The 16184-nt window shown below is 42.2% G+C and carries 12 protein-coding genes; 2 read left to right on the top strand and 10 right to left on the bottom strand.

Annotated features, from left to right (window positions below; genetic code table 11):
* Window positions 1-318 precede the first annotated feature (318 nt).
* The gene (locus M1D52_RS07980) at window positions 319-837 is read left to right on the top strand and encodes a hypothetical protein (RefSeq protein ID WP_437392150.1); all 519 of its coding nucleotides are present in this window, start codon (window positions 319-321) and stop codon (window positions 835-837) included.
* Window positions 812-1981: a hypothetical protein gene (locus M1D52_RS07975; RefSeq protein WP_437392149.1), complete on the top strand. Its 1170-nt coding sequence runs from the start codon at window positions 812-814 to the stop codon at window positions 1979-1981. The genes M1D52_RS07980 and M1D52_RS07975 overlap by 26 nt, the downstream gene beginning before the upstream one ends.
* A gap of 76 nt (window positions 1982-2057) precedes the next feature.
* Here the strand turns inward: M1D52_RS07975 and M1D52_RS07970 are convergent, their stop codons facing one another.
* From M1D52_RS07970 to M1D52_RS07925, 10 genes are all read right to left on the bottom strand, one after another.
* Complete coding sequence (locus M1D52_RS07970) at window positions 2058-2420, bottom strand: response regulator (protein ID WP_377611129.1); 363 nt, start codon at window positions 2418-2420, stop codon at window positions 2058-2060.
* 72 nt (window positions 2421-2492) lie between these two features.
* A complete protein-coding gene (gene soxC, locus M1D52_RS07965) occupies window positions 2493-3755 on the bottom strand; it encodes a sulfite dehydrogenase (RefSeq protein WP_437392148.1) in 1263 nt (420 codons plus the stop codon).
* 2 nt (window positions 3756-3757) lie between these two features.
* On the bottom strand, window positions 3758-4330 hold the full coding sequence (locus tag M1D52_RS07960; protein ID WP_437392147.1) for a c-type cytochrome: 573 nt from the start codon (window positions 4328-4330) through the stop codon (window positions 3758-3760).
* The gene (locus tag M1D52_RS07955; RefSeq protein WP_437392145.1) at window positions 4314-5942 is read right to left on the bottom strand and encodes a hypothetical protein; all 1629 of its coding nucleotides are present in this window, start codon (window positions 5940-5942) and stop codon (window positions 4314-4316) included. Before M1D52_RS07955 ends, M1D52_RS07960 begins: the two co-directional genes overlap by 17 nt.
* Before the next feature lie 12 nt (window positions 5943-5954).
* Entirely contained in the window at window positions 5955-7322 is a 1368-nt protein-coding gene (locus M1D52_RS07950) for a DoxX family protein (RefSeq protein ID WP_437392143.1), read from the bottom strand.
* 13 nt (window positions 7323-7335) lie between these two features.
* Window positions 7336-8670, bottom strand: a complete 1335-nt coding sequence (locus M1D52_RS07945) for a RagB/SusD family nutrient uptake outer membrane protein (RefSeq protein ID WP_437392141.1) — start codon at window positions 8668-8670, stop codon at window positions 7336-7338.
* Between the two features lie 11 nt (window positions 8671-8681).
* A complete protein-coding gene (locus tag M1D52_RS07940; protein WP_437392139.1) occupies window positions 8682-11735 on the bottom strand; it encodes a SusC/RagA family TonB-linked outer membrane protein in 3054 nt (1017 codons plus the stop codon).
* A gap of 266 nt (window positions 11736-12001) precedes the next feature.
* On the bottom strand, window positions 12002-13435 hold the full coding sequence (locus M1D52_RS07935) for a phytoene desaturase family protein (RefSeq protein ID WP_437392138.1): 1434 nt from the start codon (window positions 13433-13435) through the stop codon (window positions 12002-12004).
* 286 nt (window positions 13436-13721) lie between these two features.
* Window positions 13722-14762: a succinylglutamate desuccinylase/aspartoacylase family protein gene (locus tag M1D52_RS07930; protein WP_437392136.1), complete on the bottom strand. Its 1041-nt coding sequence runs from the start codon at window positions 14760-14762 to the stop codon at window positions 13722-13724.
* Between the two features lie 82 nt (window positions 14763-14844).
* Window positions 14845-16116 carry an adenylosuccinate synthase gene (locus M1D52_RS07925; RefSeq protein WP_437392134.1) on the bottom strand — a complete coding sequence of 424 codons (1272 nt, stop codon included), beginning with the start codon at window positions 16114-16116 and terminating at the stop codon, window positions 14845-14847.
* Window positions 16117-16184 lie beyond the last annotated feature (68 nt).

Genomic DNA, 16184 nt, shown 5'->3' with positions numbered 1-16184 from the left:
AAAGGAAAATGACGATTTCACATTTGCGAAGTCATGAAATAACTTCACAAAATTCCCCATTCAATCGTTGATAGTCAAACCGATATACCAAACATCAGAAATTTGACCTAATTTTATCCAGGTTATTAGCGACACTAAATCTACAAGCATGATACAATAAACATATTTTTTTATAACATTTTCAGAGTTATGACTTTATAAGTGAAGTTATAGATTCACAAAAGGATAATGGCATAAAAACATTAATCCACTGTCCTTTTTATTTATTTTCCCAACATCCATTAGACATAAACCAATTATTTTTAAATTATGATTAAAATGAAATTTACATTATGGCTTATGCTTATACTTATAGTCCCATTTCTGCTCAGGGAAAAGTGGGGACATAATGGCGAAATCTTTCCTGCAGTAATGTTGCCGACCGGAGCTATAAAAGTACCTGTCAATCCCGAGGAAAGGGTAATTAAAGACATAAGCTTATATGGTCAGAAAAAATCAGGGGAATGGGAAAAAATCGATACAAAGACTTTACTCGCTCCAATCCCCACTCAATACCATAAGCCTATTATACTTCAAGCATTCGGGTTAAAAAAAAATTCCATTGATACATTACGTTCATCGGGTTTAATTGGAAAACTGAAGAAAAGACTTAAACCTAGAAATGCAAATACAGAGGATATAATCGCCGTTAAAAGATGGCTAAGGGATTGGTTAATAACAGAGGAGTTCGAAAGTTCGGCAGTTAAGGTCGTGCAGACGACAAGACGTGGAAAAACCGCGGGCCATTTATCAGACTTAAAAAACAATTCTTATGAAAGCATTATTAACTTGGACTGAATCTATCCATATTCTTTTATGGAGTCGTATTTTCAACACTACGCAGCTCGGCATTAAATCGCTATGTGCCTTTAGAATTATATTTGGGTTATTTTTCCTATTTGTGAACACACCAAATTTCGCGTGGATTGCCAGCGTTCCCAAAGCGCTATTTTCGCCTCCTCCTTTATGTCTCAGCAATCTATTCAACAGTTTTCCAAATACTGTTTTTTTTCAATCGATCGATATTATCATACTTCTTGGTTTGATTTCCATTACGTTAGGGATTAAAGCACGAATAGGTTCTATTTTCTTTTTGGCTGCCTGCCTGTTAGGGCTTAGTTTTCAATATTCATTTGGCAAAGTGGATCACGAAAACTTAATTTATGCCTTACTATTATGCATGACTTTTTCAAATTGGGGTTGCGACTTAGCTCTTTGGCCGGACAAAGCCTTAAAAACCGAATGGACCAATATGGCATTAGCCGTTCTTAGTGTATTTATCTGCTTCGCAATGTTCACGGCGGGGGCAGGTAAAGCACTTGCATGGGTAGATTTCGATCTGTCAACCAATGGCTTTTTGGGCTGGTCGCAACGTGGAATTTCAGATCAAGGCCGTAATTACTTATTATCAACATATGTTGCTAGTTTTCCACCTCTTCTTTTGGAATCGATGGACTATGCTGCTGTGATTTTTGAGCTCTCTCCGATTTTCTTTCTCTTACATTCAAAGCGAGCTTGGCGATTATGGTTACTTATAGCGTGCTTCTTCCATTTAGGCAATACACTGTTTTTGAATATTCCGTTTATGAGTCAAAGTCTATTGTACTTAATTTTTGTTGACTTTTCGTGGCTATACAAAAAAATAACGAAGTTTTTTTCTGTTAATAAGCTAAAACCCGTCATTTTCAGCTGCGTTGCTATTATAATTGCCTTACGAATAACTTTTTACTTCCTTCAGCCATCGCCATTGTATGGGGAATCCTATTCAGCAAAAGTCAACATGGGCTTAGTTGTTTGGATCGTAGCTATCTTCGTAACGTTAAAAAGTTTACTAAAAGGTGATCCTAAATCGGACAGTTCCAGCTTCCAGTCAAGTACACGTGGTCAGCAGCAACTTACTAAAGGATTAATTCAAAGAAATTGGGCACAATATCGCATTTAATTTGGTAGAAGAAACATATCGTGAGAGCGGCAACTTCAAATACGGTCATTAAATTAGCATCATTCAGCTAAAAACGTCAATTTTTCAGGTATTGCAAAATTACTCGCTCTAACTGTTCAACATCAAAAGGCTTCTTTAGGTAAACATCAGCTTGTGAATTTTGTGCTATTTTATCAAAATCGTTATTAGCTGAAAAGAAAATGATTGGAATATGCTTAAACCGGACGTCCCCCTTTAATAAGGCAATAGACTTTAATCCACCCGGCCCAGGCATCCAATTGTCCAAAAGAATGATATCCGGCGATTTCGCTTGGACTTGCGAAACAATATCCTCCGTTGTATTGCTTGTTTCTACTTCAAGCCCTAATTCCTCACTAATGATGGAACAAAAATATAAAATGTCTTTATCGTCGTCTAGGATAAGGATGCGTTTCGCCATAGTCCACAAAAATAGCACTTGAGAAGCAATTCGCAAATTAACTACTAATTAAATTCATTCTTTTTTCAATTATTAGTGATCATTAACAAGAAACACCTCTCCGTTTCCGTTGATTTCCCAAACGGTGATCGGATTGAAATGATATCCACCCTTGCTTTCCCTTGCTTTAACTAACTCACGATAACTCGGCTGCCGGTATCCTGTTTCATCTATGGCTCTGCTCATGATCAATGTTGCTCTGCCATTCCAATGCCACAAATATCGAAATGCAGTATGGGCCTTACGTAAAATCGGTTCCTGTAGTGAAGCTTCCTGCCAAGACCTTCCCGCATCCACACTTACCTCTACCCGCCGGATCCTGCCTCTCCCGCTCCAAGCAATTCCTCTAATTTCAACCCATCCCCTGGAGATTTGCAACGGATAAGATGGAAATGTAATGATAGAGCGTGCATCCATGACGAAACTAAACTGCCTGATTTTTCCACCGGCTATAGGTTCTGTATACTTCGATGTCTCTTCGCGTGTCATATAAGGCTGATCGGTCAATTCAATTCGTTTTAACCACTTAATTTGCGTATTACCTTCCCATCCGGGCAATAACAGTCGCAGGGGATAACCTTGCTCAGGCCGTATAGCCTCTCCATTCTGTGCATACACAATCATGGCATCATCAAATGCCTTGTTTAAAGGAATACTTCGTGTCATCAAAGCCGCATCCCCTCCTTCTGCAATAAACCAACTAGCTTTACTCTTGATGCCAACTTCTCGAAAAAGTGTCGACAGCATAACGCCGGTCCACTCACTTTGACTGGTCAATCCGCAAATTTCCTGTGGTGTCAACGTCGTCTTTCCGGTCCGAAAATTTCCTGAACATTCAATAAAGCAGATGCGCGTAAATACAGGAAAACGCTTGATATCCTCTAGGGTAAACGACATTGTTTTTTCAACCATCCCATGAATAAGCAGGTCATGCTTGGAGGGGTCAATAAACGGCACACCTGCGTGATCTCGCTCAAAGTGCAAGTCGGCAGGTGTAATTGTTCCATACAGGTCTTGCAAAGGGGTTCTCGCCGAAGTAAAAGATGGCAATTTAACCGGTTTCTCAAAAACTGAACGCGTGCCTAAGATACCGGGAGGCGCTCCTTGAATTTTAGTAGGGTTGGTTATCGGTGCCGGGAGTGTTTGCCTTGCCACTTGCGTAACCCGGCCCAAAGAGTCTTCAACCAATACCAAACCGAGCGCTGCGGTACCCTTTAACATACTTCGCCGATTCATTTTTAAGTTGGATAAGTTATCAGCTGCCCGCGTATTTATTATTTTGTTATCCTCTTTCATATTCACTTAATCATTGGCCCATCACGCCTATCATCCGAAATAAATTTGTATCTATTAGGCATTTTTACTTTAGGCAAAGTAATCGAGTTAATGTGCAGTGTATCCGCAATTAATGAATTGGCCGACAATAAATAAGCCGTCAAATGATAAACTTCATCATTAGTAAGCGAGCCCGGTTCATTATAAGGCATTGCTCTCCTTATATAGTCGAACAAGGTAGTAGCATAGGGCCAGTAATTTCCGATGGTTTTTTCCTTTACGGTACTATCGCCGACTAAGCGATCGTAAGGGTTTCCCTCTCCTTCTGTGCCATGGCAAGAAGCACATTTCTGTTGATAAATTAGCGCTCCTTCTTTTGCATTTCCGTTGCCTGCTGGTAATCCCTTACCATTCGGAGCAACCGAAATTGCGAATTGGGTAATTTCATTTTCTTTTACTATCCTTCCAAAACCAAAACTTTCCGGGTAGTTTTCCTCTCGTGGACGAATAGCTACATCTTTAGGTGATGGTTGGCAGCTCCAAAAAGTACCTATGAAAAATAGAATGGCTGTATACAATTTATTCTTTACGATCATAGGATCCTGCGTCCAAGGTGCTTTTGGTTAAAATATAATTCCGATGCTGACGCTTTAATACCACTTTAATGGAATCTCGCAACTCATTTAATCCCTCTAGAACCACCGTCGAGCCATTATCACTCGTCCTATATTGCAAGACCATTTTATTTCGAATAAGGGGGAGCGGTGCTTTGGCGAAGTCTCTGGATCTTCTAGCCGTTGCCCCTCGTGGGTCGATCATTTGATCTTCCTTTCCAATATGCTGCCAAGCCGTAGAACTTATCCAATCCGCTGGATAAATATCATCAATCGCAGTCTGCCCGGCTCCTTGCCTATTTGGATAGTCAACATTTCGTCTTTTAACGCTTGCAGGGAAGCGTGCCGCAGCAATATTCTTATCTTCCAGATAAAGCGTTTGCGTAATCGTATCTGCATAATAGTGATAAACCCGGCGCCCACCAGCAACACCGGCAATCTCGAAGGTACGATCCACATCGCGGATCGGGCTACCACCCCCATTGGATAAATCCAATGGTTGCGCCTTATTAACTTTAAAGGTTAAGCTACTCCACTTCTCGAAGGTTAAATCCTGCCACCGTAATGAGTCATTTGGATTAAAAGGAATTAACTTGCCATTTAGATAAAATTCATCAACCTGATAATAGCCTCGGAGTTTTGCAACGCCCGGAGATGACGGTTGCTTATAAGGATCATACCAAAAATTGAGCAGTTGCACATAAAACAGTACGCCTAAGAACAAAACGAGGACCACTGTCTTTAAACCGAAACGGACAATATGCTGCCAATTTCTTCGAAATTTAGGGTAGTAATGTCTTGGCACGGTTACTTGTTCCAAAATCATTAAGCGATAGATATCAGGCACATAATAGCTCAGAATAAATGAGCCAAAGAGCACGAAATAAGAAGCATAAATATGCACACCTCCGTCATAAGCAAAATTTACAAAAGTAATGCTGCCTAGTGCACCGACCAGCAGGGCTGCTCCGTAAAAAGTTGTTTTTCTAAAAAACAACAAACTACCGGCCAACAATTCTACAATACCTGCAAACACCTGATACCAGGGTACAATACCGATAGATAACCAGTAGATTTTTTGTGGCGTCAAATCACCAAAATTTGTATTCAACAAGCCTTCTGACGGATAAGGCATTTGAACCGGGAGCACTTTTGTGAAGGCAAAACCGATGATACCGATTCCGGCGCGATAACGAGCAACGACCATTAACCAGTAATACAATTTACGATAATCCCTTGCCTTTTTGTCAACTGCGCTCCATAATAGCGCACCAATTAAGGAAAACAACAATACGATAATCCAGTCATTATAGCCATACCACTCGGGAAGCCACTTAGTTAACATAGGGAAAGAAGGTTGAAACCGCGCAATGTCATATAAGTCACGATAGTGGAGACTCGTCCAATCAATTGCAAATAGATCTGTATACCAACGGATATTCCAAGGAATAGACATGAGAACAAAAAACAAAAACAGCAATCGGAAACCGAACTTCTGCCCCTTGTTCCAAACATGGCCACTAGGGCTCACTGCATTTTGGACAGCTTCTTCTGAAATCGAAGAATGAATAGGTGAAACAATTGATGAATCCATGGCTTTTAAAATTTATAATATGAGTTGGCTGCGTCTGCCCACTTTCTTCGCTTCCTTTAATAGGTATTTCTTATCTATTTTGCGCAAGTGTATATCGATCACTTTTTGAGCAGCATCCTTTCCAATCAACCGGATGGTGCTATCCGAAAAGAAGATCGTTGAAAAAGAAAATTTCGTCAATTCGTTATGGTTTTGTAGGGCATTCAGGGTAAGTCCTCCTCCATCGTTTTTTTCACAACGATAGTAGCGCCTAGCACCATTACCGGCAAATTCATAGGCCTTATCTTCGTCATTGCGATGTATTACTTCGACGTTATGTGTGTCGGGCTTCAGTCCAACTGCCGTTTGTATACTAAGGGTTGGCCATTTTTCCACAACCACATTTAGCCAACGTAAACTGCTTTTGTCGATATACGGAAGTTCCTTTCCATCGTATACAAAAGAACTTACATCATAAAAGCCTTCCCTTAATAAACCGGAACGGGAAGAAAATTGATAGCCCCCCATTCGATATAGCGTATAAGCTCGTTGCCCATAGAGTACGACAAAAAACAATAAAAAGCCGAGTTTTAACACCATTCTTCCAATAGATCTGTAATTTGTTACATATTCGGGTTTGAATCGGGCGGGTACTGCAGCGCGTTCAAGCGTGAGTAACGTATACAGACGAGGCGCATCATAGGCCAGCAAAACAAGGGCAAATTGAATGAGGTATAAGCTATATGTTGCCTCTCCCCCTTCATAAGCCAAATTGGAAAGAAACACATTTCCTGTAAAGCTAAGGATAATGAAAGTTGCGATGAATACAGTTTTTCGATATAATAAGAGCAGTCCGGCTAGGATTTCCACAAAGCCCAAAAAACTTTCAAAAGAGGGGGCTACACCCAAACTAAGCGAAAAAATTTTCCAGGCTGACAGATCACCATAAGGGGTATTCAAATCACTCAGTGTTGGTGGAGGAGATTGCAAAGGAAATAGTTTTAAATAGCCGTAAGCAATGACACCCAAAGCCAGGCGATAACGTAAAATTACGCGAAGAAAATAGTACCAGCGATCATACGCGCGTGGCGTACCACGATCAAAAACACTCCACGCTAGCGTACCAATAAGCGCAATCAATGCTAAAATTGACCAATCAGCAAAGGTATTCAAACCCCAATAATCGCCTGCCATATAAGAAGATAACAGTTGGGGCGTATACCGACTTATATTGAACAGATCGGTTAAAGTTGGGTGAAACCAATCGATTTTGAAAATATTTGCCCAATACTTCCAATCCAACGGTAAAGCTTGAAGTAGTAAATAGATCAAAAAGAAACGAAAAATAATCTTTTCAAAGCTACTCCAGTACGATGGTTTCTCAGTAGTTGAATTTGCCATACTATATCTTATTTTAATATCCCGGATTTTGTTCTAGCGCGCTGTCTACTAAAATCTGTTCGGCTGGCAAGGGCATCAATAAACGATTAGTATCACTGATATTAAGCACGGTCTGTGCCCTGCCTGTTCGTACCAAATCAAACCATCTATGGGCTTCCAAACCAAACTCTAACCGTCGCTCATTTTCAATAGCCAGTAAAAGCTCATTTTGCGTACCTACAGCCGTTTGCGGTACACCGGCACGGTTCCGTATTGCATTTAAATCACGAACTGCTTCTTCCAGTTTTCCGAGCTGTGCATTAGCTTCCGCGCGGATTAAGTACAATTCAGCTATCCTAATGACATAGGTGGGATCGGTGGCAGGGCTACGGTAATAAAGATTACCATACCATCTGTTCTGATTGTCTTTCGCCACAAGCGCACTGCGCGAACCACCTATTGTTGGATCGTTCACTAAATTCACGAACGTGTTATTGGGCGCCCATTGACGTGTCCCTCCATTTTGTTGTGGCTGCCATTGCCCACGATGAGGATTCACCTCATTGGCATTGTAAAAAATTTCAAAGACCGACTCACGGGTTCCAGTCACTCCGTCCGCAAAAAAGGAATAATAGGGATTTAATAAGCTATAATTAGCTTGATCGTCGATTAAGAGGCTAGCATAGTCTGCTGCCTGTTGCCAATTTTCCCGATAAAGAAAATAACGAGCTTTCAAGGCCCGAACCGTTTTCTTTGTAGCCTGGAATCGGTTGGTAGTCTCCTGCAGTAATTCCTCTGCTCGATTCAGATCAGCCAGAACCAGATTATAAGTCTCCTCTATTGAACTACGTGCAATACCCACGTTGTCGGTAGGACCGGCCGTAGGTTCAGTAATCAGCGGAACACCACCCCAAGTACGAGCCAAGTCGAAATAGGCAAGCGCCCGAATAAAGTAAGCTTCGCCGGCAATTCGCTTTCGTACATCTTCACTAATAACGTTGGCTGCCAACTCATTTACGTTTTTAATTACTTGATTTGCTCTGTTGACGGCTACATAAATTTCCTTCCAGGTATTCGTGATTGTTGCGTTCTCTGCATTCACTTGATGGTTTATAAATTCCTGCACCTGCGATTGCGAACCTGTCCACTGAATATTATCGCCGGATAGATAAGCAATTGACTGGAAGTCGACACTGTAATAAGTTCGCAATGCACTATACACACCATTCAAAGCGGCATTTGCAGAAGTTTCGTCTACAATAATATTTTCGCCTGAAATAGAAGCCTTTGGTTCAACATCTAAAAATTTACTGCAGGAAACCATAGTCATGATAAAGGCAACAAAAGTTGTATTTTTTAATGTCGTCATGAAAAAATCCATTAAAGCGTTAAATTAATCCCCAGTTGAAAGCTCCTTGGTTGCGGAGGTGTTCCCAAGTCAATACCCTGCTCATTTGGATCGCTGCTAGCAGCAGCTTCCGGATCCAAACCGCTGTACTTAGTCCAGGTAAACAAATTATTCCCTTGCAAATAGAAGCGTAAACGATCCAAATGCCAGCGATCTGTTACATGCTTCGGCAAGGTATAACCGATAGTAAGCGACCGCAAACGTAGGTATGAACCATCTTCCAACCACCTGCTGCCACCATCTTTGTAGTTATTCACATTTACACCATCCGATCGGGGCACATCCGTTATATCACCGGGCTGCTGCCATCTGTCTAAGTTGGAGGCAAAGATGACCCGAGCTGCGTCACGCGCGCCCCCCGCTTCCCCGAAAAATCGATTATGGTTATAGATCTCATTGCCGTAAGAGAATACGAAGAAGATATTTGCGTCGAAACCTTTAAAGGTGAAATTGTTGGTTAGGCCGCCATAAAAATCCGGCCAAATACTGCCCATAATTTTCCGATCAGCTACTGTAATCCTACCATCTTCATTTACGTCCTCATAAACCACATCCCCTGTTTGCGGATCTACATATAATTGATTATAAACCCAAAAGGAATATAGTGGGTGCCCTTCTTGAAAAAGGATGAGATCACGGCTACCGTAGTTTAAGGAATTCTCCAGCTTTTCTATTTTATTTACGTTTCGCGCAATATTAAAGGAACTTTGCCAGGAGAAATCCGTTTTTCGGATATTCCGACTGACCAATGCCAGCTCCAGTCCCTTGTTACTGATTTCCGCTGCGTTACTCGTATAACTGTCATAACCGGTTGTGGCTGCTAGCGTAACCGGAAGTAAACCATCTTTCGTATATTTACGATACCAATTGAACGAGATGTCCAGTGCCTGTTTGAACAAGGTTGCATCCAGTCCAATATTCAATTGGTCGGTCCGTTCCCAGCGGAGCTCGCTGTTTGCTAATTGCTCAGGTGCGATCCCTGGAATCCCTTGATAAGAAGAGCCGATGCCCGACCAAAGTCTGCGCGCTGCAAAAGCACCGATACCGTTCTGATTTCCGGTGCTACCATAACTTGCACGAATTTTGAGGTCATCTAAATAAGCGAGGTTCTTTAAGAAATTCTCACGTTTGATACGCCAGGCTGCACCTACCGCAGGAAAATAGCCCCACAGGTCAGCAGACCCGAAACGCGAAGAGCCGTCGGCACGCAGAGAAAAATCGATCAAATATTTATCGTCAAAAGCATAATCGATTCGACCAAAAAAAGAAGCCAGGTTGTATTTCTCCCAATCTTGACTGCTTGTAGTGGTTGCAGCTGAAGAGATCAATTTAAAGTCGTTACTGGCAAACCCCCTGCCTGTCGCCGAAGTGCGCTTAAGGGTTGAACCTTGTAAGGTATTACCTACCAATATACCAAAATCATGCCTTTGATTGACTTTTTTTCGATAGGTTATGGTTTGTTCATTGATCCACGTGGTAGACTGTCCGATAGCCGAGGTGGCTAAACCGTTCGGACTACCGGCAATAAGTAAGTTGTTCCAATATTCGCTTTCATCGTAATTGTTATAATCCAAGCTGAAAGTCGAACGGAATTTTAAGTCGGACGACAGCTGAATATCTGCATACAAATTTCCGATATAACGCAAACTGGTGCTATGTACGTCATAATTTTCCAATAATAGCGTCAGGTTGTCAAATCCAGCTCTGCCAACCAACACCCCCTGATCATTATAAGGGGAAAGGTAAGTAGGAGTATGTAAGGCTGCCTGTAATAAACCGCCCTGAGGGCCATCACCTGCACGAGCTTGATTTCTTCCGGTTCGGCCGATGGTATTACTGGTTCCTATCTGGACACGATCACTGATTTTTTGATCGAGGTTCACCTTAAAGCTAAGCCGGTCAAAACTGATGGGTTTGAGAATGGATTCCTGTCGATTGTATCCCCCACCAATATAATAACGGGTCCCGATAGCGCCTCCGCTGATTGACAGATCGACATTGGTTAATGCTGCCGTACGAAAAGCCTCACCAAGGCGATCATAGGTTTGCTGCTCTTCCGGCAAACCTCTGCCTGCAATGCCATTTATCACTTCCGTTACCGGACGAAAGGGCTCCGGTTGACCAATATTTCGATAGTATTCATTTACCAGCGTAGCATGCTCAGGCCCGGTTGTTAGCTCCCAAAGTTTCGCTGCCTTTGCTATTCCCTGTGAAAGATTGAGTGCCACCTTCGGTTTCTGATTAAAATTACCTCGTTTGGTTGTAATAATAATAACGCCATTTGCACCACGGGAACCATAGAGCGCCGTTGCTTCTGCATCTTTTAAAACCTCAATACTTTCTATATCTGCCGGATTGATATCGGCTATAGGAGATGTTGCCTTACCTCCTGTATTAACAGTTTGTAAACTGTTGGTATTTAAAAATACCCCGTCGATAACATATAAGGGATCATTGCTGGCATTGATGGAGGTTGCCCCCCGTAAACGTATATTTACAGCTTCCCCAGGTACACCTGTGTTGCTGGAAATTTGAACGCCCGATACTTTACCCTGCAATTGCGCATCAAAACCACCTGCCGGAATATCCTTACTCTCAGCAGGATTCACTTTCGTAACCGAACCGATTAAGTTTTTCCGCTGTTGTGTAGTATAACCTACTACCACTACATCGTTTAACTGATTGAACCCTGGCTTGAGCAAAATTTCAATCTTCGCTTCTGATGCGATTATTTTTTTCTTTTCATAACCGATATAAGAGATTTCAAGTGTATAAGGAAATATTTGTCCCGTAACAAAGCCAAATTTTCCTTCCTCGTCCGTGGATACACTATGCGTAGTGCCTTCTATGTGTACCAATGCACCCGGCAATGGTTCTTTTGTTATTGAATCGAGCACTTGCCCCTGAAGTGTAGAATTGATAAGCGGTTTAGTTTGCTGGGCAACTAACTGTTCCGTAAAAAAGATGATAAAAAGTAATGAAAGGAGAGATGGCACGGATTGTGCCCTCCTCTTTTGAATTTGCATAAAAAATGGGTTAAGTTACAAAGCTTGATCACGCAACGCCAATTGATCATGATCAATGATTAAAATCCTATAGTTTATTTATATTTTGGTCTCCAAATCAACATCGAAAAACGAAAGCATGTAAATTCTTTATCTTCATAATCGTTCTAATTTAAAATCAAGATGCGCATCTTCGAGCCAAAGTTACAAAAAAATTGAAAAGAATATAATATCTACCTTTTTTATATACTTTTTTTACAAAAACAGTTCTATCTTTCACTTGTGGACTAAATCGTTATGTTGAAAATATCCTTCAGTGCTTGTTTAGCCGCATGGAAACCGCCCATTCCATGCACTCCTCCTCCAGGCGGTGTTGAAGCAGAACAGATATAAAGTCCTTTGGCAGAAGTACGATAAGGTGAAAAACGGAGTGCAGGGCGTGTAAAAAGTTGCCTCAAATCCAACGCACCACCATTTACATCTCCACCTATATAGTTTGGATTATAATTTTCAAGGTCTTCCGTATTGGTAATATGACGGGCCAAGATAAGGTCACGAAATCCAGGAGCGTACCGTTCTACCTGATTTTCTATCTGCTCCGTCATATCTTTTGTCGAACCATTAGGCACATGACAATACCCCCACCCTACCTGCTTTCCCTTTGGCGCACGTGAAGCGTCGAACAAGCTCTGCTGTGCAAACAGCACAAAAGGTTTTTCGGGATGTCTACCTTGAGCCACCAGTTTCTCTGAAAATGCAATTTCTTCAAAAGTGTTACCGATATGTATAGTTCCTGCCTGCCTACACGATTCAGCGATAAACGGAACAGGTTCACTCAAGGCCCAATCGATCTTGAAGAGACCTGCACCATAACGGTAACGACTTAGTTGCTTGCGATACAAAGAGGTAAAACGGTGCCCTGCAATAGCTAGTAGCTGTTTGGGCGATATATCAAAAAAAACAGCACGTGCTTTGGGTAATTGTGCAAGCGACCGAATCCAAATACCTGTTTCAATCTTACCACCCAATGCGCAAAAATAAGCTGCCATGCTTTGCGCCAACTGCTGACTTCCTCCCTCTACAATTGGCCAACCGCTGCGATGGCCTGCCATTGTAAGTACCAAGGCAATTGCAGACGTAGTGAGTTGGTCAAGATTTAAGAGGCTGTGCGCAGCCATACCTGCAAATAAAGCTTTTAACTCTTTCCCTTTAAAGCGTTTTGAAAACAAGGTAGCTGGAAGTCCCGCCTTTAAACCAAACCCTAAGTATTTCCATGGGTGTTTAGGAAAACCGAACGGCCCTAATAAATCATTTACAATATCCGGCCACGAAGTTACCAGCGGTTCAATCAAGTCCGAATAATATACTCGGTCTATACCTAAAGTCTCCGCAGTTTGTCCAATATCCTTGTATAAGGCCGCAGCCGTTCCCCCGTCAAGTGGATGGGCCGCTAATACCGTGGGATCGATATAACGCAAACCATAATCCGCCAAAGGCAAGCTACCAAGAAATGGAGAGGCCGCTGCCATGGGATGCACTGCCGAACAAATGTCATGTATGAAACCGGGCAATGTTAATTCTGCACTACGCATACCACCTCCGATAACGTCCTTGCCTTCAATAATCAACACATTTAAGCCTTGTTGTTGCAATAAAATAGCGGCGGCTAAACCGTTAGGGCCTGAGCCAACTACTACTGCATCATAATCAGTATTAGGCATTCATCGCTCCTTTCTTCAGTGGACGTCTTTGCATATCATTTTATCGGCTTTTTACATCACTAAACCTCAGGACCCTACGAACCTTTTTGCTAAACTAATAAAAATCCACCAAATAGATATGTTTTTTTTCAGACGGACAACCTAGTCGCACTATATAGTAAAGCCTTTAACTGTGCCTCCCATGGGCAAACCGTTATCCATAGGACGCCGCAATTTTGGCAGCTGAACCTCCGTACACAGGAAATCTTATAAACAAATTATAAGTTGGTCGTAATCAGCATTTCCGTTACTCGGAATATGCGACACAGAAAAGTGTTTCACCCTTATTAACCGGGGGCGTTCCTACTTTATATAGAATAACACCCGGCACCCCTGCAATAACATCCTGCAATTTATTTCCGAAAACATCCGTGATATACCCCAGCTGTTGTCCCTTGGTAACCCGATCCCCTGCAAGCAAGGTCCTATAGAAAATGCCTTGGGCATGTGAGTTGATATATTCTTGCCGGTTATAGTGCACCTTGGTCCGGGTAAGGTCTGATTTTGTTGCATCCGTGTACATGTCCATTTCTTTTAAACAATTGTATACGGCTTGCTTTATCTTCTTTACCGCACTGACCTGTACCGTTCCCAGTTTGCCACATTCGATACTCAATGCGATTCTTCCATCTTGAACAGCTTGTTTAAATGCATAAAGTGCCGCTTCATCGTCGCTAATAGTGTATGGATATGATACGATATGCTCGAAGTCGCTTGCTTCTGCTAATCGCTTTGCCACCCTCGTTTGCTCTGCTTTATCCCGACGGTCATAATAACAAACAAAAGGTAACAAGTCTTCATTTGCATCACCGCCGTGAATATCGAGAAAAACATCACTGTTGGGGATAACCTGCTGACTAATTAGATGCGCTAAACGCTCCGTAGCGGTGCCATCGTATTTACCCGGGAAGGATTTATTAAGATTCTTATGATCTATCGGATTGACAAAGGGTGATCTACGGTAGAAAGAAGCAGTGTTCGCAACCGGAATAATGATAAGGGTGCCTGTCAATTGCTTTGTATCTATTTCCTTCATCAGCTCCTGAACAGCAATAATAGGCGGATATTCAAAGCCATGTATACCAGCAACGATTGTGAAGATTGGTCCGGATTTTGCTCCTCTCATTACCGATATAGGCAAAGCAAGCAAGCTATCCTTATGGTTATCAACTCGTAAACTGAGGTTTTCTTTCCCCGGTCTCGTTCCATCCAACGCTCCCTTTAAAAGGCTTTGCGCGAAAGTAGTTTGAAAATAAAGAGACATTACTATGAATAGGATATATCGCATCGATCGTGTTTTGAATTCTTGAAAGCCCGTTTAACACGTGCGAGGCTAATATACGAAATTCGAAAATGAAGAAATCGTACTTTTATCTTTCGACCATCTGCGTTCTATCCGGACCAACGGAGACATAGACAATTGGTATCCCGAGCTCTTTCTCCAAAAATGTAACATAGTCTATTAAGGTCACCGGCAATTGTGATTTTTCACGGATCCCGTTTACATTGCCCCAACTTTTAAATTCTTTAAAAACAGGTGTTGCCTTATCACTGTCCACCCAGGTTGACACGAGATCCATTCGTTTGCCATCTACCAAATAATGTGTACAGACCTGAACAGTTTCCATGGCGCTGAGAACATCCACCTTGGTAATGATCAATTTAGTGACACCGTTCAGCATAATTGCATATTTCAAGGCAGGGAGATCCAACCACCCCGTTCTTCGCGGCCTTTTGGTTACAGCACCGAATTCATTACCTAATTCCCTTAATTTTTTGGTGTCTCCATTTTTTATTTCGGTTGGAAAGGGCCCATTTCCAACACGAGTGCAATACGCTTTAAAGACCCCGTATACCTCTCCTATTCGCTGCGGAGCGATTCCCAAGCCCACACAGGCACCCCCGGAAAGCGTACTAGAGGAAGTCGCGAAAGGGTAAGAGCCATGATCTAAATCCAGTAGAGTCGCCTGAGCTCCTTCCGCTAATATCCGGCCTCCGCTATTTAAAATTTCCTGGAGTACGGGTTCGGTATCGATAAGGGTGAATTGGCGTAAAATATTGATGTTTTCCATAAACTTTTGATAAAGTGTTTCCAGGTCAATTTCTTCTGAAAACAATACCTGCAGTTGTTTAGCATGGTCCTCCATCAATTTTCGACAGCGTAGCGCAAAGTCGGGTTGCAAGAGATCACCAACACGAATACCTTTGCGAAGAATTTTGTCCGCATAGGCTGGAGCAATCCCTTTCTGAGTGGATCCAATTTTCCGTTCTCCTAAGCGCTCCTCTGCAAAGCGATCCAGAAGGCAATGTGTCGGCAAAACCAAATGTGCTTTTTTCGAAATAAGCAGATTCTGCCAATCGATGATCTGGTGCCCCAAGGACTCGAGTGCATTCAGCTCGCGCCGTAATGCAGCCACATCCAATACAACACCGCTGCCAATTACATTACGAATTTTTCGGTTAAAAATTCCGGACGGTAGAACGCTAAGCACCACCTTCTGTCCATTAAATTCCAGGGTATGTCCGGCATTTGATCCACCGTGATATCGGGCCACCACTTGATACCGGTCACACAGAACATCAACGATTTTACCTTTACCTTCGTCTCCCCACTGAAGACCTAAAACAACATCTGCTTTCATTTTTGACGAATTAAATAATTATGATCCAAATTTGATCGCTAATTTTTAAATTCCCATTGCCATTTGAC

The organism is Olivibacter sp. SA151, assembly GCF_054130995.1.
This window is presented reverse-complemented; position numbering and strand designations above follow the sequence as displayed.